This window comes from Nonomuraea sp. NPDC051298 (genome assembly GCF_055586305.1).
This window is the reverse complement of sequence record NZ_JBVJIM010000013.1, coordinates 75499-99847: the sequence shown is the minus strand read 5'-3', so window position 1 is coordinate 99847 and position 24349 is coordinate 75499. Positions and strand designations below refer to the sequence as shown.

Genomic DNA, 24349 nt, shown 5'->3' with positions numbered 1-24349 from the left:
CGGGGCGGTCTGCTACGGGGCGGTCTGCTACGAGTCGTCCGAGGCGGGGGACGGCTCGGCGGCCACCTCGGGGGCGCGGTGCTCGTAGGGGGTGCTCAGCACGACCGTGGTGCGGGTCGAGACGTTGGCCGAGGCGCGGATCTGCTGCAACAAGTCTTCCAGCGCGACCGGCGAGGCCACCCGCACCTTGAGGATGTAGCTCTCGTCGCCGGCCACGCTGTGGCACGCCTCGATGGCGGTCAGGTGGGCCAACCGCTCGGGGGCGTCGTCGGGCGCGGCGGGGTCGATCGGCTTGATCGACACGAACGCGGTCAGCGGCAGCCCCACGGCGTCGTGGTCGATGATCGCGGCGTATCCGCGGACGACCCCCCGCTTTTCCAGCCGGCGCACGCGCTGGTGCACCGCTGAGACCGAGAGCCCGGTCTCCCTGGCCAGGTCGGTGAAGCTCATGCGGCCGTCGCGGGCCAGCAGCGTGACGATCCGGCGGTCGATCTCCTCCATCGGATCAAAGGTAGCCGGTCATGGTCACGACATGGTCCCGACGGGGGTGACGCCCCGCCGCATGGCGTGCTCGACCAGCGTGATGAGCACCTCCCTGCCGGAGTCGCGGCGGCGGGCGTCGCAGCGCACGATGGGGACGTCCGGCTCCAGGCCGATCGCCGAGCGCACCTCGCCCACGGTGAACGCCGAGGTGCCCTCGAAGCAGTTGAGCGCCACGATGAAGGGCTGGTCGCGCTTCTCGAAGTAGTCGACGGCGGGGAAGCAGTCTTCCAGGCGGCGGGTGTCGGCCAGCACCACGGCGCCGAGCGCGCCCATCGCCAGCTCGTCCCACACGAACCAGAAGCGCTCCTGGCCGGGGGTGCCGAACAGGTAGAGCATGTAGTCGTTGCGGATGGTGATGCGGCCGAAGTCCATCGCCACGGTGGTGGTGAGCTTGCGCTCCACGCCCACCAGGTCGTCGACGTGCACCCCGGCCTGGGTGAGCGCCTCTTCTGTGCGCAGCGGCCTGGTCTCCGACACGGCGCCCACCATGGTGGTCTTGCCCGCGCCGAATCCTCCGGCGATCAGAATCTTGATCGCGGTCGGCAGCCGCCAACGGTCTGAGCGACCGAACTCCATCCAGCACCGCCCGTACATTTCCCGCGCATGCGCGACCGCACTCCTGAGGTGCCGTGGTCAGTGGTACCTGTCAAGGCACGCTGAGGAGGGTCGGTCCACATGCCTGGCAACGAGACACCTTAGCAACGCCACATTTTCCACTCAAACCGCGAATTTTTACAAGAAACAAAATGTCACGGTTTGTAGCTGTAAGCGATGCCATTCGCTGATCTAACGGGAAGAGTCAAGATTTTCTGTCATGAATTCCGACAAACGCTTCACGTCGCGGGGCCGCCGCCGGGGACGCCGGTGAACCCCGCGTGGAAGCCCATCTGTCTTCGCAGGTAGGAGGCCGTACGGGGGCTGTGGAGGCGTACCGGCTCGATGAGCGTCTCGGCCTCGCGCGCCAGCTCGGCCATCGTCCCCGTCACCTCGGCCCGCTCCACGCCCAGCGCCAGCACGTTGAGGTCGCCCCAGCTCATGTCACGGCGGTAGGAGGCGACGTCGCCCAGCAGGTGCAGGTAGCGCTGCACCTGCCTGCTGACCCCGCGCAGCTCCGCCAGATGCGCCCTCGACCAGTCGTCGGCCGTGTAGATCCAGTGCGACAGGTCCACGAAGGACGAGCCTCGGCAGTCGGCGTTGCCGACGTAGCCGGCCAGCGAGGGCAGGGCGCGCGTGTCACGCCACACCCAGGCCCTGGCCATGCCCGCCAGCATGGCGGCGAGCTGGTCGAGCCAGATCCGCTGCAGGTCGCCGAACTCCTTGACGGTGCCCAGCTCGTCGCGCAGGTCGGCCAGGAACCGGGTGACCGCCGAGCGCGGCGCGGCCCCCTCCGCCACCTCCAGGCACTCGTCCGTGAGGCGGTCGACCTGCTCGCAGGTGATCGCGGTGTGGTCGACGAGCCGGTCCACGGCGCTCACCCACAGGGCGGCCCGGTTGACGACCTTCAGCCGGTCGGCTCCGGCCCAGGGGGCGCTGAAGGCGGTGGCGAGGGTCAGGGTGTTGAAGTAGTCGGGGCCGAAGGCGGCCGCAGGGAACAAACCCACATAAATCTGGGCACATCTCCGCAGATCCCTGCCACACTCGGCAGCCAGCGCACATGCCTCGCCGAGCCCGAACGCCTCGTCCAGCTCGTCGTCCGGCACCCTAGGGCCGCTCGATCGGCTCGCGGATCATGTGCGAGGGACCCCCTGACACCCGGATATACCTGCCGGGAAATTGTTTCATGATCGCGTGCTTGCGATCAAGGCATCAGCGGAGTGGCCAACAGGCCCGCCACGCTGCCCCTTCAGGCAAGTGCCCGGCCGGGCACCGCTAGAGGTTTCCGCCGCCGGTGGCGTCGAGGGTGGTGCCGGTGACGAAGCTCGCGTCCGGCGAGGCGGCGAACGCGACCACACCGGCGATCTCGTCCACGTGCCCCACCCGGTTGAGCGCGTGCCTGGACGCCGCGTACGCCTGCCCTTCCGGGTTGTCGCGCAGCCAGCTCGCGTTGTTGTCGGTGTCGATGATCCCGGGCGCGACGTTGTTGACCGTGATGCCGCGCGGGCCCAGCTCCTTGGCCAGCGCCAGCGTGAACACCTGCACCGCGCCCTTGGTCATCGCGTACGCGATCCCCTCGGGGAAGGCGATGCGGGCCACGCCCGAGGTGATGTTGACGATCCTGCCGCCGTCGGGGATCAGCGGCAGCACCTGCCGGGTGAGGAAGAACAGCCCCTTGACGTTGACGGCGAACAGCCGGTCGTACTCCTGCGGCGTCTCGTCGGCGATGGGCTTGGACATGCCGATGCCCGCGTTGTTCACGAGCACGTCGAGCACGCCGGTCTCGCTCCCGGCCCGCTCGGCGAGCCGGTGCACGTCCTCCGGCACGCCCAGGTCGGCCTGCACGGCGAACGCGCTGCCGCCGTCCCGCTCGACCAGCGCGACGACCTCCTCGGCCGCCGCCGCGTCCTTGGCGTAGTTGACGGCCACGTGGAAGCCGTCACGGGCCAGGCGCAGCGCGATGGCGCGGCCGATCCCCCTGCTCCCGCCGGTCACCAGGGCAGTCCTCATCTTGCGCTCTCTTTCTTTAGCGATCGATACAAAAACCGTATCATAGCGATCGCTATAGAATCGGCGCATGGCGAGACAGCGGGCATTCGACCGGGAGGCGGCGCTGGAGAGCGCGCTGCTGGCGTTCTGGCGGCACGGCTACGAGGCGACCTCGGTCGCGGAGCTCACCGAAGCGATGGGCATCAGGCCGCCCAGCCTGTACGCGGCCTTCGGCGACAAGCGGCGGCTGTTCGAGGAGGCGGTACACCGTTACCAGGCCACCCACGGCGCCTTCACCGCCCGCGCGCTCGCCGAGGAGCCGACCGGGCGCGGCGCCATCGAGCGCGTCCTGCGCGAGGCCGCCCACGAGTACGCCGGCCCGGGGCACCCGCGCGGCTGCCTGATCATCACGGCGGCGGTCAACTGCGGGCCCGAGTCGGCCGAGGTCGAGGAGCTGCTGAGGGGCTTCAGGAAGGAGGCGAAGGCGGCGCTCAGGCGGCGGATCGACGACGACGTGGCGGCCGGGCGGCTGGCGCCCGGCACGGACACGGCGGGGCTGGCCACGTTCTACGCCTCGGTGATCCAGGGCATGTCCACCCAGTCACGCGACGGCGCCACCGAGTCCGACCTCCTGCGCGTCGCCGCCCTGGCCATGTCGGCCTGGCCTGCCGAGACGGCCGGACCCCGCTGACCGTTCGCGCCTCCTGACGGCCGCCCCGCCCGGTCAGAAGCCGATCAGGTCGGGGGGCGACTCGACCTGGCCCAGCACGCCCGGCAGCACCGTACGCAACGCGCCGATCCGCTCCGGCGGCAGGTCGAGGCGGATCGTGAAGACCGTCTCGGTCTCCAGCTCGTCGGCCCCCTCCTGCGTCACCTCCACCGCCAGCCGGTCCCCGTCGAGCGTGAGTGCCCGCACCGCTTCGCCGGCGGCGCGCATGCCCTGCCGCGCCACCCAGTACGCCTGGTCGTGGCGGCCCACGTAGAAGTGCTCGCCCTCCTGAACGTCGGCCCGCTCGGCGAGGAAGAGCCTCTGGTGGCCGTGGTCCTGCTCGTAAAGGAGCACGGCCGCCGTCATCCCCGCGTCCGGCGTGTAGGACACCTCCCCGTTGATCGGCGGCGGGGGCATCGGAGGGCGGTCGTCGGTGGTGAAGAGCCAGGAGTGGAAGTGGTCGTCGTGGGCACCGGGCAGCCCGAGAGGCACGGCGGTGGGCAACGCCGACGACAACCAGGCGGGCGGCTCCAGGCGGGGGAAGGCGGTCAGCTCCGCGAGCGCGGCCACCGGCGGCACCTCCTCGAACGGCGGCTCGGCGGACTGGACCCGCCCCGCGTAGGCCCGGGTGCCGGCCGCGAACTCCAGCTCGCAGGTGAACCAGGTGCCTTCGCCCGCCGCGTAGGACAGCTCGCGCATGAGCTGGAACGGCTCGTCCATGCCCTCGACGGGGATCTCTCGGCCGTCACGGGTGACGACGGTGCGCGCGTACGCCCCGACCTGGTCGTGCCGGACCGCCAGGCGCGACCAGCTCGGCCCGGCGGCGGCGCGCGCGAGGTCGCCGATCTCCATCCGTCTGGCGTGCACCGCCGCGTGGCGGGATCGGTGCCGCGTGATCCGCCTCGGTCGAATCCGCATAGTGATCATCCCTCCTGTCCCATGGCACGGCCCGGGGCCGCGGTGAGGTGGTCGTGCAGGCGGCGGACCTCGCGCAGCAGGCCGCTGTTGCCCTTGCGGGCGGCCATCGCGCGTACTTCGGCGATCTCGCCGCGCGCGCCGCACCACTCGGCGGCCGAGGCGGCCAGCGCCACGAACCCGCCCAGCCCGTTACGGGGCCGCTCGCCCTCCGGGGGCAGCAGCTCCGGCAGCGCCGCGGCGGCGATCTCCCACACCTGCGCGTGCGCGCCCTGACGGGCCGCGGACTCCAGCGCCGCGACCATGTCGATCATCCGTACCTCGCCGCTCGCCAGCAGCAGCCCGACCTGCCGGCCCATCTCCCGTGCCGGCAGCTCGCCCCGTGCGGCCACCTCCAGCAGCACCTCCACCGACTCGGGCATCTGCGGATCGCCCAGCACCCGCGCCAGCAGGAGCGCGAACGCCGCCCCGGCGGGCCCCTCAGAACGCGCCAGGGCCAGCGCCTGCGCGGGCCCCACCCAGCTCGCCTCCCAATAGCGGATGAGCGCGTAGGGCGTCAGGTGCGCCGCGGCCACCTCCCGGTGCGCGGGCAGGGTCGCGGGCCACCACGCCAGGTGGTTCGCCTCGGTGTGCTCCTCGACCTCGCCCAGCATCAGATCCACCAGCGGCAACCCGGTGCGCCCGCCCGCGCACGTCGGCGTCAGGCGTACGGAGTGGTTGTGCCGCCGGTCGTGCCAGTCGTGCTCGGGCCCCGCGTTGCCGCACCTCCACTCCATGGCCACCGTGGGCTCCGGGCAGGTCCAGGCGGCCAGCACCCGGCCCGCCGCGGACGTCAGCCGGGCCGCCCGCCCGGCCGCCTCGGGATCCGGCGTTCGCGGCAGGCGCAGCAGGGCCTGCTGGAAGTCGGCGGCCAGCGGCCTGACCCCGGCCGCCTCCAGCACCTCCAGCCGCCGCACCAGCTCGGCCGCCGCCACGTGCCCCGTGTCGTGCGTGGGCGTGGCCAGGAGCAGCGGCGGCAGGCCGCCCTCCTCGACGGCACGCAGGATCTCGGCCGCGCGGTGCAGCAGGAGCAGGTCGGGGGCGGCCACGCGGGAGGTCGGCAGCAGGTCCAGCCACACCCGCCGCTTCGGCGCGACCCCCGACAGGGAGAGCACCGCCCCCTGGAGCCACTGGTCGGCCCGGCGCCAGCTCTCCTCCTGGTACTTCCAGCTCGCCCAGTCGAGCCGCTGCGGGCGCAGCGCCGCCGCCACGCCGTCCGGGTCACGCCCCGCCAGCGTCACGAACCCGGCCAGCAGCCGCTCCCACGCCTGCCACGTCCGTTCGCCCCCCTGGCCCATAAGCCGGGCCAGCTCCGCCGGGGAGCCGGGAGGGGGTTCGAGGGCGCCGGCGCGTTCGGGGGCGGGCGGGAGCGGCGGTGGCACGTACGCGGGCGCGGCGTCGGCCACCGTACCCCCGTCGAAGGCCAGCGCGACCTGCCTGCCGAGGCCGGGCGGCAGCAGCTCGACGGCGTCGCGGAGGACGGCGCGGCTCTCCTCGCCCATGCCGCCCACGTGGGCCAGGGCCACCTCGACGGCCATTTCCTGCAGCTCGGCGGAGTCGGCGGCGAACGCCCTGGCCAGCGGCGCGGCCACCGCGTCGGCCAGTTCGGGCGACCGGCGCACGGAAGCCCGCAGCCACGACAGGCCCGCGCGGACCAGCTTGCGCTCGGCGCGGAACAGCAGCGACTCCCACGCCTCGGCCAGATCGTCGGCGCTCAGCCCGCCGGTGGCCCACACGTCGGCGCTCCCTATTCCTTCCGCGGGGGTGCCGCCGCTCCTGGGCGTGAGGGCGCGCAGCCGCTTGACGGCCAGCTCGGCGACCGGGCCAGGCGCGGCCGGCAGCAGGCGCAGGTAGTCGCGGGCGTTCCCGGCCACCTCGGCGGGCGAGGGGTCGAGAGCCTCGTGCAGGCGTACGAAGAAGCGCAGGTCGATGGGCGTGCCCCCGCGCAGGAAGCGGCGCAGGCACCCCACGATCAGCGCCTCGCGCTTGACGCGGCCCGCGTCGGCCAGGTCGAGCAGCGCGCCCAGCCAGCCCGCGTCCGGGTCGTTGTCCCACTGCAGCACCCGGCCCACGCCCTCGGCCTCGAACAGCCGCGGCAGCAGGTGGTCGAGCAGCGGATCGTCACCGAGACGCGACGGGGAGCCGTTCGCCCAGCCCGCGACGAGCACGTCGTGGGGCGGCGGCGCGATCCCGGTCCTGCGCAGCAGGGCCAGGGCGAGCGCCATGCCGCGGTCGTCGGCGACGCGCGTGCGCAGCACCAGCCGCTCCGCCAGGTCGGCCCGCCAGGCGGCGGGCCGGTCGGCGAGCACAGTCAGGACGAGGTCGACGTCGTTGTCGGGCCCGGCCCACTGGGGCGCGTAGTCGCGCCGATACAGCCAGGAGGCCACGGCCGCGGCGCCGCCGAGGGTGGCCGCGCCCGCCACGCGCAGCACGACGGCGTAGTCGACCAGGTCGCGGTCCCACCGGTCGAAGCGGCCCCGCAGCTCTTTCAACAGCTCTGGTAATCGCGCCGCCACCTGCTTGCGCGCCTCCCCGCCAAGGGCCACGAGCCGCTCGGTGAGCCGTTCGGCGTGCCGACCCTCGATCAGCTTCCTGATCTCGTTCCAGTGATCCATGGCCGGGACAGTAACGATCGCCGCCGACATTTCCCGATCATCGACGCTCCCCGCTCGCCGGTTCTGGCGCGGTGGTTACGGCGCGGTGGGTGACGGACGCGGGAACGGCGACCCCGGGGTCGGCGGTGGCCAGCCCTCTCAGCGGAAGCTGAACCAATGAAATGTGAGGCAGCCGAACGTGAAATACGAAAGACCATGGACGTACCATTCTTGCCCTTTTCTCAGGGGGATGGTGAAGCTGGTGGACGCCCCTCCCATGCTCATGCGAATACGTTCCTCGCCGTTCTCTTTCACGGTGAGGAGCGACCACGTACCGGTGTCCGTGGCCCCGGCTCTGAGGAACAGGATGCCGTCGCTGTAGACGGTGACGGGATCTGTGCTGTTCCCATTCCACACGGGTTTGAGAATGTCCTGGCCGTCGAACAACGCTTCGAGGTTGGCCTTGCCGTAGACCGTCAGGTCGCGGCTGATCGTCACCGCTTGTTCGGCGGTCATATTGTTGTGGGCGGTCAGATAGCCGTACACGTCGAGCGAGGACTGGGCGGACATGGTTCCGGTGACCGTCAGCCCGTTCGTGCCGACGGTGGTGAGCTTGTTCGGGGACGCGTGGCCGACTGTCAGGTCGCTCAGGGTGGGATTGTCGATGGTGACGGTGAGGGTCGCGTAACGGTCGACCGTCTCGAATCCGGTGGCGCTTTTCGCGGACGCCTTCAGGGTGAAGGTGGTGTCGTTGGCGATCGTGCCGGCCGGGACGGTCCAGGTGGTCTCGGGGCCTTCGTGGAGGACCGCGCCGTCGCCGCCGTACAGGTGGAAGGAGTCGCCGTTGCTCTCCCAGGTGAGCGAGATGACGTCGCCGGCGTTGAACCCGGTCCTGGGGACGGTCGGCTCGTCCGGGGCGCCGGCCAGGAAGTTACGCAGGTAGAAGGGGGGTTTCTCGGTGTTCCAGGTCAGGTCCTGCGAGGTCTTGGGAGTGTATTTGCCGCTGGTCGTGCCGGAGGTTTCGGTGATCTGACAGGTGAGTTCGCTGCCGGGCGTGGCGGCGACCTTTCCGGTGATGCTGATCTTCAGCGGTTTGTCGATGAGGTCCAACCCAGGTACGGGCGGGGCCTGGAAAACGACGTGGTAGTAGTTCACGCCCGGGTCGAGGCCGAGTTTCCGCCCGCTCTCCACCTGGGCGGACGCGATACTCCACTTGCCGGTGATCGAGGACTGCGGGTTCGCGGTGAAGTACGCACCCCCGTCGTCGGGCGCGCTTATCGGGACGGCGATGTCGAGTTTCTTGCAGTAGACCTTCTGGCCGGCCGGGCTGGAGACGGTGATGTCGATGGTGTTGGCGGCGGGTTTGTCGGGGGTGCCCGCCTGGAGGGGGGCGGTGCTGGTGGTGTAGTGCAGCAGGGGGGCGTTGGGCATGCGGCATGGCCTCCTTGTGGATGTCCGAAGGGGTGTGAGTGACCTCGATGCGTGGCAGTGCGTCCGAACCCCCGTTGGTCACGCACCGCAGAAGATCACCTCTAGATCCAATCGCCGGTTTTGGAGCGTGGCAATGGCTCTCAAGGAGGCGAGAAGGGGTCGATTTGGTGATGTTCTCTGCGTCTTGACAAGCCTGTGGGCCGTCGCGGATCCGGTCCCGTGACGGTGTTCAGGCCGGCCCGGTGTGGGCGGCGAGCTTGGCGGCCAGCGCGACGCGGGAGCCGATGCCGAGCTTGGTGTAGATCTTCCCGAGGTGATACTCGACAGTCTTGACGCTGATGAGCAGTTCCCTAGCGATCTGCCGGTTCGTCAGGCCACCGGCCACGAGCATGGCGGTGCTGAACTCCTGCGGGGTGAGCCCGAGCCGTACGGTCGCGACCGGCTCCAGCCCGCACGCCTCCAGCTCGTGAACACACCGCTCGACCAGCGGCCGCGCCCCCAGCCGCTCGAAGATGGCCCGTGCCGCCCCGAGCCGTTCGGCCGCCGCCCTGCGCCGTCCCGTACGGCGTAGCAGCCTGCCCAGGTCCAGCAGCACCCGCGCCTCCTCCAGCGGGCACACCCCCGCCCCCACCAGGGCCAGCGCCCGCCCGAACCGCTCCTCGGCCTGGCTTGGAACGTTCCTGGCCGCCAGCAGGAGACCGCCGAGCCTGAGCCGCTCGGCCCGCCGCCACTCGGTCGTTCCCTGTTCACCTGTCCGCTCCGCCGCGTCCTGCCGCGCCACCGCCCGATCCCCGTCCCCGTCCATGTCAGGGCCCTCCGCCGACGCCCCACCCGCGTATGCGTTCAGGACGGCCGCCGCCTCCTCCAGCCGCCCGTCGGCGACCAGCGCCTCGATCCGGGCCGGACGCGGGTCGGGCACGAACACCGGGACCGCCGGCCCACCCGGCACGGACCCGTCCTCCTCGGCCCGGTGCCCCGCTCCCAGAAGCTCCATGGCGAGGTCCGCCTGGCGTTGGCCCATCGCGTGGCCCATCCGCCGGGCGGCCTCTCCAGCGGCGGTGGCGTGGGCGAGGGCACGTTCCCGATCTCCGCGGGCGGCCAGGGGCGCCACGCACGCCGCCGCCAGGCACGGCAGCAGCCACCGTTGCCCGAGCGCCACCGCCTCGGCCAGTGCCCGCTCCGCGCGGGCCGCGGACTCGTCCCAGCGCGCCAGGCGATGCTCGGCGACGGCGAGCAGCGCCTCGGCCGACAGCCGGTGGTGCGGCAGGCCCGCGGTCCCGGCCGCGGCCACGACCCGCTTGAGCACGGCGTACGCGAGGCCGGGCTCGTCCCGTGCCAGGTGCGCCAGGGCGTCGGCGAGGCCGTCGCCGTCCTGAGAACCGGCCACGCCGGACACCCCGCCCACCGCCACCACGCCGCCCGGCCGAGGGCTGCCGAGTGCCACGGACAGGGCCAGGACGTCGTACGGCCGGGCCACCGCGCCCTGGATGGGCTGCTCGATCGCCAGCCGCGCCCAGTCCGCCGCCGCCGCGTCCCCCGTGACCAGACGCAGCCAGGCGAGCTGCTCGGCCACGTCGGCGGCGAACCCGGGCTCGGCGTGCCGCCACGCCTCGGCCAGCAGCTCGTACGCCTCGTCGAAGCGCCCGGCGGCCAGGGCGAGCCGGCCCAGCACGTACCGGCGTACCGGGCGCGGGTCGGCGTTGCGCACGGCGGCCAGCTCGGCCGTGCGGATCACGTCGCCCCCGGCGAGGACGTGCTCCATCGCGGCCGTACGCAGCTCGTCACGGCGTCCCGCCGACTCGGTGAGCCCGGCGGCCAGCTCCAGATGGGCGGCGGCCTCCTGCCACTGACCGTGTTGCGCGGCCTTGGCGGCGAAACCGGCCAGTTCCTCGGCCAGCGCCTCGTCGGGCCCTCCGGCGGCGGCCGCGCGGTGGCGCAGCCCGGCACCGGTGTCCTCGGCCAGCCGGGACGCGGCCAGGTGCAGCCGTGCCCGCCCACCCGCGCCGATGCCGTCGTACGCGGCGGCCGTGGCCAGCGGTTCGGGGAAGCCGATCAGGCGGCCGGGCAGCTCGCGCAGCAGCCCGGCGGCGACGGCCTCCTCCAGGGCGTTCAGTGGCTCGTCGATCCCGGTGGCGACGGCGGCGGCCACGTGCAGCGGACACCTTCCGCCCAGCACGGCGCACGCCTCGACGAGCCGCCTGGTGGCGGGGGCGCAGGCGTGCAGGCGGCGGGCGAAGGGCCGCTGGTAGGTCGCGGGTGCCGGGAGGCGAGCGCCGGAGTCGTCGAGGACCGCGAGGGGCAGCGCGTCCAGCAGGGCACGGGCGTGCAGCGGGTTCCCCAGGGTGTGCTCCCGCAACCGCGCCGCCGCCTCCGCCCCCAACGTCGTCCGCGCCGCCGCCTCCCTCCCCGACGTCGCCGTGACCACGACCTCTGCCCTCGCCGTAATCATGAACGGGGTCATGGACGGGGTCATGAACGTGACCATGGACGGGGTCACCATCGCGGTCGCCCCGTCCGTACCCGGTCCGTTGGTGGACGGCGCGAGCCCCGCGACGAGCGCGGCCAACTCGGACGCGCTCAGCCCCGCGAGCGCGACGCGCAGCGTGCCGTCGCCGCGAAGCAGCCGCCCGAGCCCCTCCGGCAGCCAGGGCTCGGCCGCGTCCCGGCAGACGACCAGGACGAGCACCCGCCCCGACCGTACCCGCCGCAGCGCGTAGCCGAGGGCCCGCAGCGACGGCCGGTCCGCCCACTGCGCGTCGTCGACGACCAGCGCCAGCGTCTCCCCCTCCGGGACCCTGGCCACGACCTCGCAGATCGCCTGCCCGGCGGCGCACACGTCCGGCTCCCCCGCCGGGCCCGCCACGGCTTCGGCGAGCCGATCGTCCCCTCCGGAACCACTACAGGAACCACAGCAGGAACCACCGCCGCGACCCCGGCAGAAACCACCGCCGGAACCACAGCAGGAACCACAGCAGGAACCCCGGCCGGAACGGCCGCCGGTCAGCGCCCCCGTCGCGCCGAGCCCCAGCCGGACGGCCTCCTCCGCGATCTGCCGCAGCACCCCCAGCGGCAGCTCCCGCTCGCTCTCCTCGCCGCTGACCGTCAGCACCCGCGCGCCCGCCTCCCCGTCGAGCGCGCGGTGCACCAGCGCCGTCTTGCCGATGCCCTCCGGCCCCTCGACCAGGACCCTCCGCGCGGCCCCGCTGGCCGCCGCACGCAGCTCCGCGCGCAGTAGGGCGACCTCTCGTGTCCTGCCGACGAACATGCGCACTCCCTCCGCCGCCCTCGAAATCTCAGAGCGGCGCAGGCCGTGCCTGATACACCTCGGCATGCCCCTCGGCGCAGGCGGCGTGAGCCCGTCCTCAGGTGACGGCGGTTCAGTCTGCCAGGCGTCCCCAGGCGGCCGTGGCGTCGTCGTGAGTTTTGCCCCAGACGGGCCCGCGCGCCGTCTCCAGCTCCCGCACCGCCGCGATCACCGCCCCAGGCCCGCGCCCGGACAGCAGCTCCAGGACGTCGGCCCAGCTCCAGCCGTACCAGTCGGCGAGCCGTCCCACCCCGTCCGTGAACACCCCGACTCCGCGCACCGCATCCCCACGCGCCCCGGCCGGGTCCACCTCGCCGGTGACGCTCTCGCGAGCCGCCTCGGGTCGCGCCCCGGCCACCCAGAACCCGCCCGGCGCGTTCCGCAGCCGCCGCACCAGCTCCAGCGAGTACGGCCGCCCGCCGGGCAACCGCTCCAGCCGCTCGTCGCACACCACCCGCGTCCCACCGCCCACCAGCGAGAACACCACCGGCGAATCCCCCAGCACCAGATACTCCAAACGTTCCCGGCAGCGCACCATGGCCACCGTCGCCGACGGCGAGTCGGGGTTGGCGAGATCGCAGGACGACGCGTGCGCCGCCCCGGTCTCCTCGATCGCCGACTCGAGCAGCGCCGCCAGCGGGGCCGAGTCACCGGCGGCCAGCCGCTCGGCCAGCGCGCCGCCGAGCCGCCCCACCAGCCAGGCCACGTCGTGCACGCAGCCGCTGTCGACCCCGGGCGGCGCCGTGGCCCCGTCCAGGACGACGATCCAGGACGGCCCGGCGATCACCAGATCCTCGTTGGGCCGCCCGGACCCGGGCCTGGTGGCGTACGTGATCTCCGCGAACATGACAGCGACTGTGTCACACCCGCGCCCCGCCGGGGGCGGGGGCCGCGATCAGACGATCACGAGGTCGCGCGGCGTGTCGTTGAGCCGCTCGCCGCCGTCCTCGGTGCAGACCACGATGTCCTCGATCCTGGCCCCGTGGCGGCCCGCCAGGTAGATGCCCGGCTCCACCGAGAACGCGAACCCGGGCTCCATGGCCTCCCCGTTCCCCGCCACGATGTACGGCTCCTCGTGCGTCTCGATGCCGATCCCGTGGCCGGTGCGGTGGATGAAGTGGTCGCCGTACCCGGCCTCGGCGATGACGTCGCGGGCGGCGGCGTCGATCGACTCGCACGGCACCCCGGGCCGCACCGCCCGGCAGGCCGCGTCCTGGGCCCTGCGCAGCACCTCGTAGTAGGCGGCGAACTCGGCCGGCGGCTCGCCCACGCTGTAGGTACGGGTGGAGTCGGAGCAGTAGCCGTTGTGCAGTTGCCCGCCGATGTCCACCACGACCGGCTCACCGGCCTGGATGACCCGGTCGGACACGTCGTGGTGCGGGCTGGCCCCGTTCGGGCCGGCGGCGACGATCACGAAGTCGACGGTCTCGTGCCCGGAGGCCAGGATCGCCTCGGCGAGATCGCGGCCCACCTCGCGCTCGGTGCGCCCGGCCCGCAGCAGGCCGGGCACCTGCCGGTGCACCGCGTCGATCGCCTCTCCCGCCTGCCGCAGCGCCGCCACCTCGGCGGGCGACTTGCGCATCCGTAGCTCCCGCAGCACGCTTCCGGCCAGCACCTGCCCGGCGCTCGGCAGCACCTCGCGGAAGCGCAGCGACGCCATGGCCCACATGCGGTCGGCCAGGCCCACCTTGGCCACCTGGCCGAGCCGGGCCGCCGCGATCGCGTAGGGGTCGTCGGTCTCGTCCCATGCCACGAACTCCAGGCCCAGCCGCGCAGCCGGCGACGCCTGGGCGGCGGGCAGCTCCAGGCGGGGCACCATCATGTACGCCTCGCCGGAGGCCGGCACCACGAGGCACGTCAGCCGTTCCTGCGGCTTGGCGTCGTAGCCGCTGACATAGCGCAGGTCGGGGCCTGGGGTGAGGAGCAGGGCGTCGAGGCCGGCCTTGGCGGTGGCCTCCTGGACGGCGGCGAGCCGGGACACGGGGTACAGGTCTGAGGACGTCACAGCCGACAATCTACTCGGACCGTCCGTCCTAAAATCCGCGGAAAGGTCTCACCACGCCGCAAGCTCGCACTACACACCGTTCACGATCGATCACGTATTGTGGGGCCAATTGTCCAGTTCCACTGCGCTTCGAGAGTGAGACCATGGTCGACGTCATAGGCGCAGCCGAGCTGCTCGGGCATGAGAGCGAGGCCGAGATCCTCGCCGTACGGCTGGCGCACGCCCAGCGGCTCGGCAACATGGGCTGGGCGGAGTGGCACCTGCACTCCGGCGAGACGATCTGGTCCGACCAGGTGTACGTGATCTTCGGCCGCGACCCGGTCGACGGCCCGATCCCCCTGCCCGACCTGGCCGAGCACGTCGAGCCGGGTGACGTGGCCACGCTCGACCGCCTGCTGTGGTCGGCGGTGCAGGGCGTCGAGCCGGTTCAGGCCGAGTTCCGCATCCGCCGGGGCGCCGGCTCCTGCGACGTGCGCGACCTGCGCGTCGTGCTCGAACCGCTGGCCGGGCCCGGCGGCACGATCGGCATGCACGGCGTCATCCAGGACATCACCGGACGCCGCCGGGCCGAGCGCATGGTGACGGAGTCGCGCCGCCAGCTCCTGGAGGCCCGCGAGCAGGCCGCCGAGGAACGCCACGTGATGCTGGCCCTGCGCGAGGCCATCCTGCCCGAGCCGGCCGGCTGCCTCGACCTGCCGCACACCCGGGTCGCGGTGCGCTACGTCCCGGCCGAGAAGACCGCGAACCTGGGCGGCGACTGGTTCGAGGCCGCGCCCTCCCCCGACGGGCGTCTGCTGCTGGCCATCGGCGACGTGTCCGGCCACGGCCTGCCCGCGATCTCCCGCATGGCCCAGCTCCGCCACGCCCTCGTCGGCCTGGCCATGACCGGGCAGGCCGGCAACCGGCTGCTCGACTGGCTGAACGAGCTGGTCATGCACCAGCTCAAGGACACCACCGCCACCGCGATCATCGGCCACCTGGACCCCGAGACCCGCGTGTTCGCCTGGGGCCAGGCCGGGAACCTGGCGCCGATCCTGGTGCGCGACGGGGTGGCCAGCCAGCTCGTCAAGCCCAGGGGCGTGCTGCTGGGGGCCGCGTCCGGCAGCCCGTACGAGCTGGCCACCACCCGGCTGCAGCCCGGCGACCTGCTGCTGCTGTTCACCGACGGGCTGGTCGAGCGGCGCACCCGCGACATCGACGTGGGCCTCGACCTGACCCTGGCCGCTGCCCGCCGCATCCGCGGCCACGACCTCGACGCCGGCCTCGACCGCCTGCTCACCGACATCGGCGGCCCCAACCCGGAGGACGACGCGTGCCTGCTGGCGGTGGGCATACTGGCCTAGTGCTGATGCTCCTGGACACCCCGTCGCTCTACTTCCGCGCCTTCTACGGCGTGCCCGAGTCGATCAAGGCTCCCGACGGCTCGCCCGTCAACGCGGTACGCGGCCTCATCGACATGATCGCCACCCTCGTGCGCGGGCACTCCCCCGACGAGCTGGTGGCCACGATGGACGCCGACTGGCGGCCCGCGTTCCGGGTCGCGGCGATCCCGACGTACAAGGCGCACCGCGTCGCGCACGGCGACGTCGAGGAGGTGCCCGAGGCCCTCGTCCCGCAGATCGCGGTCATCCACGAGGTGCTCGACGCCCTCGGCATCGCCTGCCTGGAGTCGCCCGGCTACGAGGCCGACGACGTGATCGGCACGCTCACCCACCGGGCCGGGGGCGCGGTCGACATCGTGACCGGCGACCGCGACCTGTTCCAGCTCGTCGACGACTCCCGCCCGGTCCGCGTCCTGTACACCGCGCGCGGCATCCGCAACCTGCAGATCGTGGACGAGGCGTTCGTCACCGGCAAGTACGGCATCCCCGGCCGCGCCTACGCCGACTTCGCCACCCTGCGCGGCGACCCCAGCGACGGCCTGCCCGGCGTGCCCGGGGTCGGCGAGAAGACCGCCGCCGCCCTGATCACCCGGTTCGGCTCTCTGGAGGCGCTGCTCGACGCCCTCGACGCGGGCGCCACCGAGGGCTTCCCCGCCGGGGCGCGCACCCGTCTGGCCGCCGCCCGCGACTACCTGCGCGCCGCCCCCGCCGTGGTGGAGGTGGCCCCCGACGCGCCGCTGCCCGCCGCCGACCTCACGCTGCCGGACAAGCCCCGCGCCCCCGAGGCCCTGGTCACCCTGGCGGACCGCTACGGGCTCGACGGCCCGCTCAACCGCCTCATGGACGCGCTGAAGGGCTGAGCCGCCCGGACGCTTCGCGAGGCTGACGACCCGCCGCCCTGGGCGCGGAGGGCCTCAGACGGTCATGAGGGCCCGTACGGCGTCCTGGGCGGCGTCGCGCAGGCGGGCGTGCACGAGCGCGTTCTCCTCCCGGTCCGTACGCACCTCCACCACCCGCGGCCCCTCCCCGCGCAGCGCCTTGGGCAGGTCGCCGACGTCCCCCACCAGCGTGTACGGCGTCGCCGTCGCCGCCGCCAGATAGCCCAGGTCCACCCCGTGGGGCGTCCCGAAGACCCGCTCGAACGGGTCGCGCACCGCCGACTGCGGCAGCAGCGAGAAGATGCCGCCGCCGTCGTTGTTGACCACCACGAGGCACAGGTCGGGCCGCGGCTCCCTGGGCCCGAGGATGAGCCCGTTCTGGTCGTGCAGGAACGACAGGTCGCCGATCAGCGCGTACGAGGGGCCGTTGTGCGCCAGCGCCGCCCCCATCGCCGTGGAGACGATCCCGTCGATGCCAGAAGCTCCCCGGTTGGCCATCAGCCGGAGGCCGCGCCTGGGCCGCATCGCCTGGTCGAGGTCGCGGATCGGCATGGACGACCCGCAGAACAGCAGCGCCCCGTTCGGCAGCGCGTCGACCAGGTCTCTGGCCACGCGCGGCTCGCTGGTGCCCGACACGTCGAGCACCTCGTCCAGCGCGGCTCTCACCGCCAGGTCGGCCTGCCGCCAGTCGTGCAGCCAGGTGTCGTCGCCCGAGGCGACCGGGATCTCCACGGCCTGCGCCACCTGGGTGGCCGAGCGGGTCGGGTCGGGCCAGCGGTCGAGGTCGGGGGCCACCACGATGTGCTCGTCGGCCCGTCTGAGCCACGACAGCAGTGGCCGCGACAGCCCGGGACGCCCCAGCGTGACCACCACGTCGGGCCGGTGCGCGTCGGCGAACTCCGGCGTGCCCAGCAGGTGGTGGTAGGTCGAGATGGCGTGGTCGCCGTAGCGGGCGCCGCCGTTCGGCTCCGACAGCACCGGCCAGCCCGCCATGCCCGCCGCGGCCACGTAGCGGCGCACGTTGGCGGCCCCGTCGCCGACCACGAGCACGCCGCGCCTCGTGGGCGGGATGTGCAGGGCGATCGGCGGGGGCGCCACCCTGGTGCGTACCCACGGGCCGGTGGCGCCGCCGTCGAGCGGCTCGCACCAGGTGGCGTCGCCGTCGGGGATCAGCGGCTCCCTGAAGGCGAGGTTGAGGTGCACGGGGCCGGGGTTGCCCGCGCCGGCCGCGCGCTGGTAGGCGCGGGCGGCCAGCGAACGCCAGTAGGCGACCTGGCCTGGACGCTCCTCGGGCACGCCGACCTCGGCGAACCAGCGGATCGCGGTGCCGTACAGCTTCACCTGGTCGATCGTCTGGTTGGCGCCGGTGCCGCGCAGCTCGGGCGGGCGGTCGGCGGTCAGCATCAGCAGCGGCACCCCCGACTCGCCGGCCTCGATGACGGCCGGGTGGAAGTTGGCGGTCGCGGTGCCGGAGGAGCAGATCAGCGCGACCGGCCGCTCGGACCGCTTGGCCAGCCCCAGCGCCAGGAACGACGCGGAACGCTCGTCGATGCGCACGTGCAGGCGCACCCGCGACTCGGCGTGCAGCGCCAGCGCCAGCGGGGCGGAGCGGGAGCCGGGGGCCAGCACCACGTCGGTCAGGCCGCAGCGCACCAGCTCGTCGACCAGTACGGTGGCCAGCGCGGTAGCGGGGTTCAACGTGACGCCTCCTGCATCCGGCGAAGCCACTGGGGAGATTCAATCTCAAATGCCGACAAATGCTGAAAATTCACTACGGGGTGCCGGTCGGGAGGCGGGAACGGCTCGCCCCGCCCCGCCGGGCCGCGCAGCAGCACCCCTTCCCCTGCGGCCCGCCCCCGGAACCACGCGTGCGCGGCGAGCGCCCGGCCCGCGGGAGTCACACGAGACGCGGAAACCGCGAAAGACACGAGAGCCCCGAATGCCACAGAAGCCATGCGAGCCGCAAAGGTCACGAGAGCCGCAGATGCCACCAGAGTCACAAAGGGCACCCGAGCCGCAGGTGGCGCGAGAGCCACAGGAGCCATGCGAGCCATGGGGGAACGCCTCACGACCCTCCCTGCGCCACTGTCCGACCTGTCGCCATTAACCTTACGAGCATGTGGAGGAACCCGTCGCATCCGGACCGTCCGCTGCACGCCATTGTGCAGCCTCCGGGCCCCGCGCTGTTCACGGCGATCCGCGACGCGCTCACGGGCGACGGCCCGGCGGTGCTCCCGCTGTCTCCCGGCCACTCCGCCGCCACCGCCCTGGCCGCCCTGCGCCCCACCCACGCCGACGGCGAGCCGCGGAGCGACGGCGTCGGCGTCCCCGGCGACGTGGCGGTCGTGATCGCCACCAGCGGCAGCACCGGAGCCCCCAAGGGCGTGCTGCTGTCAGCCACCGCCCTGCGCGCCTCGGCCGCGGCCTCGCTGCGCCGCGTGGAGGCGTCCAAGGGCGAGCGCTGGCTGTGCTGCCTGCCCGTCTCCCACGTCTCCGGCCTGCAGGTCCTGGTACGCGCCCTGCTCTCGGAGAGTGACCCGATCATCCACCCCGCCTTCGACCCGCACGCGGTCCTGGCCTCCGGCGCCCACCACGTCTCCCTGGTGCCCACCCAGCTCCACCGGCTGGTCGAGCTGGGCGCGGACCTGTCGGTGTTCCGTACGATCCTGCTCGGCGGCGCCGCGCCCCGGCCCGGGCTGGTCGAACAGGCCCGCGACCTCGGCGCCAGGGTCGTGACGACGTACGGGATGAGCGAGACGTCCGGCGGCTGCGTCTACGACGGCCGGCCCCTCCACCACGTGGAGCTCAAGATCGGCGCGGACGGCCTGATCCGCGTCGCGGGCCCGGTGCTGTTCAGCGGCTACCGCTTCGACGACCCGCCCGCCCCGCTCGACGGCGACTGGTTCGTCACCTCCGACCTGGGCGAGCTGAGCGGCGGCCGGCTGCGCGTGCTCGGCCGGGCCGACGACGTGATCATCACCGGCGGCGAGAAGGTGGTGGCGGGGGCCGTGGCCGGCGTCCTGGGCACCCATCCCGAGATCGCCGACGCGGCCGTGATCGGCGTGCCCGACCCCGAGTGGGGCGAACTGGTCACCGCCGTCGTCGTCCCCGCCGACCCCGACACGCCCCTTACGCTTCCGCAATTGCGGGCATACTGCCGCGATAGGCTGCCTTCCTACGCCGCCCCGCGCGGGCTGCGGCTCGTCTCCCGGCTGCCGCTGCTGCCCAACGGCAAGACCGACCTGGTCCGGCTGAAGGCAGGAACCTGACGAGTTGCCGCTGCGTCATAGTGGGGAGAAGGAGGGAGCCTTCATGAACCAGACCCGCAAGATGTGGGCATCCGCGGCCGTCGTCGGCGTCATCGTCGTCGGCGGCGCCTCGGTCGCGGCGGCTGCCTCGGCGGGAAAGCTCGACGAGGTCGCGAGGGAGACCCGAGCAGAGGTGGAGAAGGCGTCACCGTCCGGCCAGTCGCCGCAGCAGCAGACGCCGGGCCCCGACCAGGGCGACGACGACGGGTTCGTGGTCTCCAAGGAGATCAACCCCGACCCGGACGCGGTCGTCGACTACTGGACGGACCAGCGCATGGAAGACGCCCAGCCGATGCCGATGCCCGAGGTGTCGCCCGGCGACTACGCGGTCGGGTCGGGCGATGTCGAGGTGCGGGAATAGGACGTGTCCCGGGGCGGTTCAGCTCTGTAGGGCGGATCCGCCCCTTTTTTATCTCGCATGGACACCCGGGAACAAATGACGGTGATGGGCGTTATTGATACTGGTGCGCCGTGCGGACGCGAAGCCGCCCCACCACAACCTGCCTGATCGCTTCCACTCCGTACGGAGGAGGTGTCCTCATGCCCAGAACCGCCGTGGCGACCCCACCCGCGACTCTCGACCAGCTCATTGAACGAGGGCGAGCCCAGGGTCACCTTTCTCTGGCGGAGCTGCGTGACGCGTTCGCGAGGGCCGGCATCAGCCCCTCTGAAGGCCGCACTATCCTGCGTGAGCTGTCGGAGACCGGCGTGAGCCTGGCCGCCGAGAACAAGCCGTCTCTCAGCACCACCGCCCCCAAGAAGAACACCCCGAAGAAGGAGACTTCCGCCAAGAAGGACTCGCGGGCAAAGACTACCCGCCGCAAGGCGGGCGAGGCAAAAACCGCCGCTGTGTCCGTGTCGTCGTCCGCGTCGTCCGCCGTGGCGAGCGAGGCGGCCAGGGCGGTCACGCCGGCCGAGCCCAAGCCGGAGCACATGGAGGACGTCCCCGACGACCTCGCCATCACCGCCGACGACACCGAGGACGAGCCGATCGACCTCGACGACACCCAGTCCGTCATGGGCGACTCGGTGCACACCTACCTCAAGTCCATCGGCCGCCGCACGCTGCTCACCGCGGCTCAGGAGGTGGAGCTGGCCAGGCGCATCGAGGCCGGGCTCTACGCCGAGTACAAGCTGGAGTCCCAGCCCGGGCTCTCGTCCGCCGTCCAGGACGAGCTGCGCCTGGTGGTCGAGGACGGCAAGGAGGCCAAGGACCACATGCTGGAGGCCAACCTCCGCCTGGTGGTCTCGGTGGCCAAGAAGTACACCGATCGCGGCATGTCCCTGCTGGACGTCGTCCAGGAGGGCAACCTGGGGCTCATCAGGGCCGTGGAGAAGTTTGACTACACCAAGGGCTTCAAGTTCTCCACGTACGCGATGTGGTGGATCAGGCAGGCCATCCAGCGCGGGTTCGCCGACTCGGCCCGTACGATCCGGCTGCCCGTGCACGTGCTGGAGATGCTCTCCAAGCTGTCGCGGGTCGAGCGCGACATGCACCAGCGGCTGGGCCGCGAGCCCACGCCGGAAGAGCTGGCCGTCGAGCTCGACAAGACGCCCGACCAGATCGAGGAGCTGCTGCGCACGAGCCGGCAGCCGATCTCGCTCAACGCCACGATCGGCGAGGACGGCGAGACCACGATCGGCGACCTCATCGAGGACGTCGACTCCCCCGAGGCGTCGGAGATCGTCGACCGCCAGCTCCTGGGCGACCAGCTCAGGGGCGTGCTCGACAACCTCTCGCCGCGAGAGTCGAAGATCATGGCCCTGCGCTTCGGCCTGGTGGACGGCAAGCCGCACACGCTCGACGAGATCGGCAAGCACCTCGGGCTGACCCGGGAGCGGATCAGGCAGCTCGAGAAGGAGTCGCTGTCCAAGCTGCGCCACCCGAGCAACACCCGCCCGCTGCTCGACTGGGCGAGCTAGCGGTACGGCGGATTCAAGGGGTCGTCGCAACACCGCGATCGCTCTCCAGCGTCGAGAAGCACAGCGAGACGCCCGGCCGGGCCGCCCCAGCCGGGCGTCTTTCGCCGTTCGGCATGGACGCCCTCGACTTCGGCCGCCCGCGACGGCCGGACATCAGCGATCCGTGATCCCGTCGCTGCGCCCGCTCCCGCACGTGGTCGGCCGTGTACATCCGCACGCCGTCCCGCGAGCGGCGAGACGCGCCAGAAGGGGTTATCGCCGGTCGGCGGTAACCCCTTCTTCCTCGACTTGTTCGGCGCCGAACCGCGGAAAGCGGCTCCCCTGAGGGCGGCCCCGACTACTCGGGCCGGTCAGCCGGGCTGGTCAGACTATGGACGGGACGGGACGGGGAAGGCGCGGGATGCCCCACATCCGGTTGTCCTCGCGCATCGTGCGCAGCCGCTCGACCTCGGCCGTCCACATGGACCCGGCCGGCGTGGCCTTCGCCTTGCGGCGGGCGATGCGGTCGTCATAGGACTTCACGCCGAACGTGGCCCGCTGCCCGGCCTCGGCGGCCCGCAGCGCCTCGGTCAGCGCCTGGTCGAACGCCCGGCCGGCGCCCAGCAGCTCGATCTCGTCGGCGACGGCGGCCCGCAGGTCGCACAGCGTCCGCTCGGCCTGCCTGGCCTTGTCGAGCATCTCGGGGAAGCTCTTGGAGATCTCCTGGTCCGCGTGGTAGCGGACCTCTGCCTCCCGGCTCACCCGCGGACGGAAAAACGCCATCGGCCCGGCCCTTCCAAACTGTCGGCACTCGTTCAACGGCCAAGGTTACGCCGTCCGGCGACACGGGCGGAAATCGCCCCGGGCCCGGCGCCCTTTACATAGTAAGATGATCACCATGCCCGCAAAGAGACCGCCGGTCCCCCTGTCCCACGAGCGCATCATCGAGGCCGCGCTCCACATCGCCGACAGCCAGGGCCTGCGGCGGCTCACCATGCGCCGGCTCGGCGACGCGCTGCAGGTGGAGGCCATGGCCATCTACCACCACCTGCCCCGCGGCAAGGAGGCGCTGATGGACGCCCTGGCCGAGCACGTCACCACCGTCCACGTCGAGCAGGGCCCCACCTGGCAGGAGACGGCCAGGGCGTGGTGCCGGGCGGGCAGGGAGCTGCTGCGCGAGCACCCGGGCGTGCTGGCCCTGGCGCTGACCAAGCCGCCCAAGGGGGCCACGGCCCTGGCCATCAGGGAGCAGACGGAGCAGCTCGCCGACGGAGGGCTGGGCGACGCCGCCGACGCCGTACGCGCGCTGCGGGCGTTCGTGTTCGGCAGCGTGGCCGTCGAGGTGCAGCAGTCGGGGTGGGCCGATCCGGAGGTTGACGAGTGGGTCAGGCGAGACGAAAGAGCCGATGTGGACTTCGAGCGCGGACTCGACGCTCTGCTCAAGGGATTGCAAACGTGATGCGCGTGTCGCGCTTGGACCGTTATCCTGCATAAGGCACGCTGTGTCGAAGGTCACACGTCCGGGGACCCTCCTGTAACAGTTCTCACGAACTTATGTCGGAAAGCGTGACACACGTCGCATACTTGCCAGTAGAACAACCCGAGCCACGCTCCCGCCCCTCCACAACGGGAGCATCCCACGAGATATCGGAGGCACGCCGATGTGCCCGCACGACCCGGCCTGTCCGGCTGCCGAGGCGCCCGACCGCGAAGCGGCGCGCACCCTCGCCTGCCACCCCGAACAAGGGTGGAGCCTGCTCTGCAACGGCGTCGTCCTGTTCGATGACACCGGTGAGCTCCTTCCCAGCGGCACCGTCATCGCCCCGCACCGGCCCGTGGTCGGCGCGGCCTGATCGCCGGCACACCCTACCGGGACGCCCTGCGGGCCTCCGGCCCCGGCCTCCCGGCCCACCGGCGTCGACCTGAGCGCCGCCGCGGCGCCTCCTCAGCGCCGCCCACAGGCCCCGGCGTCTCCTCAGCGCCCTCCACGGGCGCCACCCGCAGCACCACCCACCGGGCCACTCACTGGGCCACTCACTGGGCCGCCCGCTGGGCCACTCACCGGACCATTCGCCGGGCCACCCGCTGGGCACCGGCCGCCGCACGCCGGGCCTACGCGTAGCGGACGATCCACTCCGCGACGACCTCGCCCACCCGGGCGGGGTCACGCTTGAGATCGTGCCCCTCCCCCGGCAGCACCACCAGCCGCGCCGCGTCCGCCGCGTCGGGCACGCCGAACGGATCGCGATCCCCGTTCACCACCAGCACGTCGACCCCGGCCCCGCGCAGCTCGTCGGCCCTGGAACGCTCCGGCTTCCCCGGCGGGTGCAGCGGGAAGGCCAGCGCCACCACCGCCGCCGCGCCGACGACCTTGGCCGTACGGCAGGCCACCCGGGCCCCGTTGCTCCGCCCGCCCTGCACGAGGGCCGGCCCCGGCCGCAGCGCGCGCACCTCGTCGAGGACGATCTCCCACGCCTCGTCCTGCCTGGCCGCCGAGCCGGGCGCCCGCGCCCCCGCCACCCGGAACGCCTGCGTCACCCTCACCACCGCGACCCCCACCGCGAGCGCGGCCGCGCGCACGGCCAGCAGGTCGGGAGCGTCGACTCCCCCGGCCGAGCCGTGCGTCAGGACCAGCAGCAGCCGCGGGTCGGCGACGTCGTCGATCTCGACCAGCGCCGGCCCTCTCGGGGTCATCACCTGCATGGCAGCACCGTACCTGGGGAGGACCCGGGCCTGGCTCTCAGGGCGGATGACGG

Annotated in this window: 21 protein-coding genes; 8 read left to right on the top strand and 13 right to left on the bottom strand. The window is 72.7% G+C overall.

The window, feature by feature from the left end:
• Window positions 1-27: 27 nt before the first annotated feature.
• From ACZ6S0_RS32115 to ACZ6S0_RS32100, 4 genes are all read right to left on the bottom strand, one after another.
• Complete coding sequence (locus ACZ6S0_RS32115; RefSeq protein ID WP_465923046.1) at window positions 28-501, bottom strand: Lrp/AsnC family transcriptional regulator; 474 nt, start codon at window positions 499-501, stop codon at window positions 28-30.
• Window positions 502-525: 24 nt separating this feature from the next.
• A complete protein-coding gene (locus tag ACZ6S0_RS32110) occupies window positions 526-1119 on the bottom strand; it encodes a GTP-binding protein (RefSeq protein WP_465923045.1) in 594 nt (197 codons plus the stop codon).
• Window positions 1120-1376: 257 nt separating this feature from the next.
• The gene (locus tag ACZ6S0_RS32105; RefSeq protein ID WP_465923044.1) at window positions 1377-2144 is read right to left on the bottom strand and encodes a terpene synthase family protein; all 768 of its coding nucleotides are present in this window, start codon (window positions 2142-2144) and stop codon (window positions 1377-1379) included.
• Between the two features lie 268 nt (window positions 2145-2412).
• On the bottom strand, window positions 2413-3147 hold the full coding sequence (locus tag ACZ6S0_RS32100; protein WP_465923043.1) for an SDR family NAD(P)-dependent oxidoreductase: 735 nt from the start codon (window positions 3145-3147) through the stop codon (window positions 2413-2415).
• A 67-nt stretch (window positions 3148-3214) separates the two neighbouring features.
• On the opposite strand from ACZ6S0_RS32100, the gene ACZ6S0_RS32095 reads away from it, so the two are divergent.
• Window positions 3215-3817 carry a TetR/AcrR family transcriptional regulator gene (locus tag ACZ6S0_RS32095; protein ID WP_465923042.1) on the top strand — a complete coding sequence of 201 codons (603 nt, stop codon included), beginning with the start codon at window positions 3215-3217 and terminating at the stop codon, window positions 3815-3817.
• Window positions 3818-3850: 33 nt separating this feature from the next.
• Here the strand turns inward: ACZ6S0_RS32095 and ACZ6S0_RS32090 are convergent, their stop codons facing one another.
• The 6 genes from ACZ6S0_RS32090 to ACZ6S0_RS32065 all read right to left on the bottom strand — a co-directional run bounded on the left by ACZ6S0_RS32090 (window position 3851) and on the right by ACZ6S0_RS32065 (window position 14123).
• Window positions 3851-4753: a hypothetical protein gene (locus ACZ6S0_RS32090; RefSeq protein ID WP_465923041.1), complete on the bottom strand. Its 903-nt coding sequence runs from the start codon at window positions 4751-4753 to the stop codon at window positions 3851-3853.
• Between the two features lie 5 nt (window positions 4754-4758).
• Window positions 4759-7404, bottom strand: a complete 2646-nt coding sequence (locus tag ACZ6S0_RS32085; protein ID WP_465923040.1) for a DUF7824 domain-containing protein — start codon at window positions 7402-7404, stop codon at window positions 4759-4761.
• 138 nt (window positions 7405-7542) lie between these two features.
• Window positions 7543-8814 carry a hypothetical protein gene (locus ACZ6S0_RS32080; RefSeq protein WP_465923039.1) on the bottom strand — a complete coding sequence of 424 codons (1272 nt, stop codon included), beginning with the start codon at window positions 8812-8814 and terminating at the stop codon, window positions 7543-7545.
• Window positions 8815-9043: 229 nt separating this feature from the next.
• On the bottom strand, window positions 9044-12079 hold the full coding sequence (locus ACZ6S0_RS32075) for a helix-turn-helix transcriptional regulator (RefSeq protein WP_465923038.1): 3036 nt from the start codon (window positions 12077-12079) through the stop codon (window positions 9044-9046).
• 112 nt (window positions 12080-12191) lie between these two features.
• The gene (locus tag ACZ6S0_RS32070) at window positions 12192-12965 is read right to left on the bottom strand and encodes a protein phosphatase 2C domain-containing protein (RefSeq protein ID WP_465923037.1); all 774 of its coding nucleotides are present in this window, start codon (window positions 12963-12965) and stop codon (window positions 12192-12194) included.
• 48 nt (window positions 12966-13013) lie between these two features.
• The gene (locus ACZ6S0_RS32065) at window positions 13014-14123 is read right to left on the bottom strand and encodes a M24 family metallopeptidase (protein WP_465923036.1); all 1110 of its coding nucleotides are present in this window, start codon (window positions 14121-14123) and stop codon (window positions 13014-13016) included.
• A 143-nt stretch (window positions 14124-14266) separates the two neighbouring features.
• On the opposite strand from ACZ6S0_RS32065, the gene ACZ6S0_RS32060 reads away from it, so the two are divergent.
• Together ACZ6S0_RS32060 and ACZ6S0_RS32055 are read left to right on the top strand one after the other, a co-directional pair.
• Window positions 14267-15466, top strand: coding sequence for a PP2C family protein-serine/threonine phosphatase (locus tag ACZ6S0_RS32060; RefSeq protein WP_465923035.1), 1200 nt, complete (start codon window positions 14267-14269; stop codon window positions 15464-15466).
• Window positions 15467-15471: 5 nt separating this feature from the next.
• Window positions 15472-16365, top strand: a complete 894-nt coding sequence (locus ACZ6S0_RS32055; RefSeq protein WP_465923223.1) for a 5'-3' exonuclease — start codon at window positions 15472-15474, stop codon at window positions 16363-16365.
• A gap of 54 nt (window positions 16366-16419) precedes the next feature.
• Here the strand turns inward: ACZ6S0_RS32055 and menD are convergent, their stop codons facing one another.
• Entirely contained in the window at window positions 16420-18081 is a 1662-nt protein-coding gene (gene menD / locus ACZ6S0_RS32050; RefSeq protein ID WP_465923034.1) for a 2-succinyl-5-enolpyruvyl-6-hydroxy-3-cyclohexene-1-carboxylic-acid synthase, read from the bottom strand.
• Window positions 18082-18500: 419 nt separating this feature from the next.
• On the opposite strand from menD, the gene ACZ6S0_RS32045 reads away from it, so the two are divergent.
• From ACZ6S0_RS32045 to ACZ6S0_RS32035, 3 genes are all read left to right on the top strand, one after another.
• Window positions 18501-19652 carry an AMP-binding protein gene (locus tag ACZ6S0_RS32045; RefSeq protein WP_465923033.1) on the top strand — a complete coding sequence of 384 codons (1152 nt, stop codon included), beginning with the start codon at window positions 18501-18503 and terminating at the stop codon, window positions 19650-19652.
• Between the two features lie 43 nt (window positions 19653-19695).
• Entirely contained in the window at window positions 19696-20052 is a 357-nt protein-coding gene (locus ACZ6S0_RS32040; RefSeq protein WP_465923032.1) for a hypothetical protein, read from the top strand.
• Between the two features lie 179 nt (window positions 20053-20231).
• A complete protein-coding gene (locus tag ACZ6S0_RS32035) occupies window positions 20232-21614 on the top strand; it encodes an RNA polymerase sigma factor (RefSeq protein ID WP_465923031.1) in 1383 nt (460 codons plus the stop codon).
• A gap of 363 nt (window positions 21615-21977) precedes the next feature.
• On the opposite strand, the gene ACZ6S0_RS32030 is transcribed toward ACZ6S0_RS32035, so the two are convergent.
• Window positions 21978-22355, bottom strand: coding sequence for a hypothetical protein (locus ACZ6S0_RS32030; protein WP_465923030.1), 378 nt, complete (start codon window positions 22353-22355; stop codon window positions 21978-21980).
• A 136-nt stretch (window positions 22356-22491) separates the two neighbouring features.
• On the opposite strand from ACZ6S0_RS32030, the gene ACZ6S0_RS32025 reads away from it, so the two are divergent.
• Together ACZ6S0_RS32025 and ACZ6S0_RS32020 are read left to right on the top strand one after the other, a co-directional pair.
• Window positions 22492-23052, top strand: coding sequence for a TetR/AcrR family transcriptional regulator C-terminal domain-containing protein (locus ACZ6S0_RS32025; protein ID WP_344881230.1), 561 nt, complete (start codon window positions 22492-22494; stop codon window positions 23050-23052).
• A gap of 202 nt (window positions 23053-23254) precedes the next feature.
• Window positions 23255-23446, top strand: coding sequence for a DUF5999 family protein (locus ACZ6S0_RS32020; RefSeq protein ID WP_344881233.1), 192 nt, complete (start codon window positions 23255-23257; stop codon window positions 23444-23446).
• A gap of 259 nt (window positions 23447-23705) precedes the next feature.
• Here ACZ6S0_RS32020 and ACZ6S0_RS32015 read toward each other — a convergent pair whose 3' ends face one another.
• Window positions 23706-24296: an alpha/beta hydrolase family protein gene (locus tag ACZ6S0_RS32015; protein ID WP_465923029.1), complete on the bottom strand. Its 591-nt coding sequence runs from the start codon at window positions 24294-24296 to the stop codon at window positions 23706-23708.
• Between the last annotated feature and the right edge of the window lie 53 nt (window positions 24297-24349).

What these genes read in the sequence shown, in the direction of transcription:
- ACZ6S0_RS32115 (WP_465923046.1), bottom strand. Translation starts at nt 501, where the DNA reads ATGGAGGAGATCGACCGCCGGATCGTCACGCTGCTGGCCCGCGACGGC.
- ACZ6S0_RS32110 (WP_465923045.1), bottom strand. Translation starts at nt 1,119, where the DNA reads ATGGAGTTCGGTCGCTCAGACCGTTGGCGGCTGCCGACCGCGATCAAG.
- ACZ6S0_RS32100 (WP_465923043.1), bottom strand. Translation starts at nt 3,147, where the DNA reads ATGAGGACTGCCCTGGTGACCGGCGGGAGCAGGGGGATCGGCCGCGCC.
- ACZ6S0_RS32095 (WP_465923042.1), top strand. Translation starts at nt 3,215, where the DNA reads ATGGCGAGACAGCGGGCATTCGACCGGGAGGCGGCGCTGGAGAGCGCG.
- ACZ6S0_RS32090 (WP_465923041.1), bottom strand. Translation starts at nt 4,753, where the DNA reads ATGCGGATTCGACCGAGGCGGATCACGCGGCACCGATCCCGCCACGCG.
- ACZ6S0_RS32085 (WP_465923040.1), bottom strand. Translation starts at nt 7,404, where the DNA reads ATGGATCACTGGAACGAGATCAGGAAGCTGATCGAGGGTCGGCACGCC.
- ACZ6S0_RS32080 (WP_465923039.1), bottom strand. Translation starts at nt 8,814, where the DNA reads ATGCCCAACGCCCCCCTGCTGCACTACACCACCAGCACCGCCCCCCTC.
- ACZ6S0_RS32075 (WP_465923038.1), bottom strand. Translation starts at nt 12,079, where the DNA reads ATGTTCGTCGGCAGGACACGAGAGGTCGCCCTACTGCGCGCGGAGCTG.
- ACZ6S0_RS32070 (WP_465923037.1), bottom strand. Translation starts at nt 12,965, where the DNA reads ATGTTCGCGGAGATCACGTACGCCACCAGGCCCGGGTCCGGGCGGCCC.
- ACZ6S0_RS32060 (WP_465923035.1), top strand. Translation starts at nt 14,267, where the DNA reads ATGGTCGACGTCATAGGCGCAGCCGAGCTGCTCGGGCATGAGAGCGAG.
- ACZ6S0_RS32055 (WP_465923223.1), top strand. Translation starts at nt 15,472, where the DNA reads ATGCTCCTGGACACCCCGTCGCTCTACTTCCGCGCCTTCTACGGCGTG.
- ACZ6S0_RS32045 (WP_465923033.1), top strand. Translation starts at nt 18,501, where the DNA reads ATGTGGAGGAACCCGTCGCATCCGGACCGTCCGCTGCACGCCATTGTG.
- ACZ6S0_RS32040 (WP_465923032.1), top strand. Translation starts at nt 19,696, where the DNA reads ATGAACCAGACCCGCAAGATGTGGGCATCCGCGGCCGTCGTCGGCGTC.
- ACZ6S0_RS32035 (WP_465923031.1), top strand. Translation starts at nt 20,232, where the DNA reads ATGCCCAGAACCGCCGTGGCGACCCCACCCGCGACTCTCGACCAGCTC.
- ACZ6S0_RS32025 (WP_344881230.1), top strand. Translation starts at nt 22,492, where the DNA reads ATGCCCGCAAAGAGACCGCCGGTCCCCCTGTCCCACGAGCGCATCATC.
- ACZ6S0_RS32020 (WP_344881233.1), top strand. Translation starts at nt 23,255, where the DNA reads ATGTGCCCGCACGACCCGGCCTGTCCGGCTGCCGAGGCGCCCGACCGC.
- ACZ6S0_RS32015 (WP_465923029.1), bottom strand. Translation starts at nt 24,296, where the DNA reads ATGCAGGTGATGACCCCGAGAGGGCCGGCGCTGGTCGAGATCGACGAC.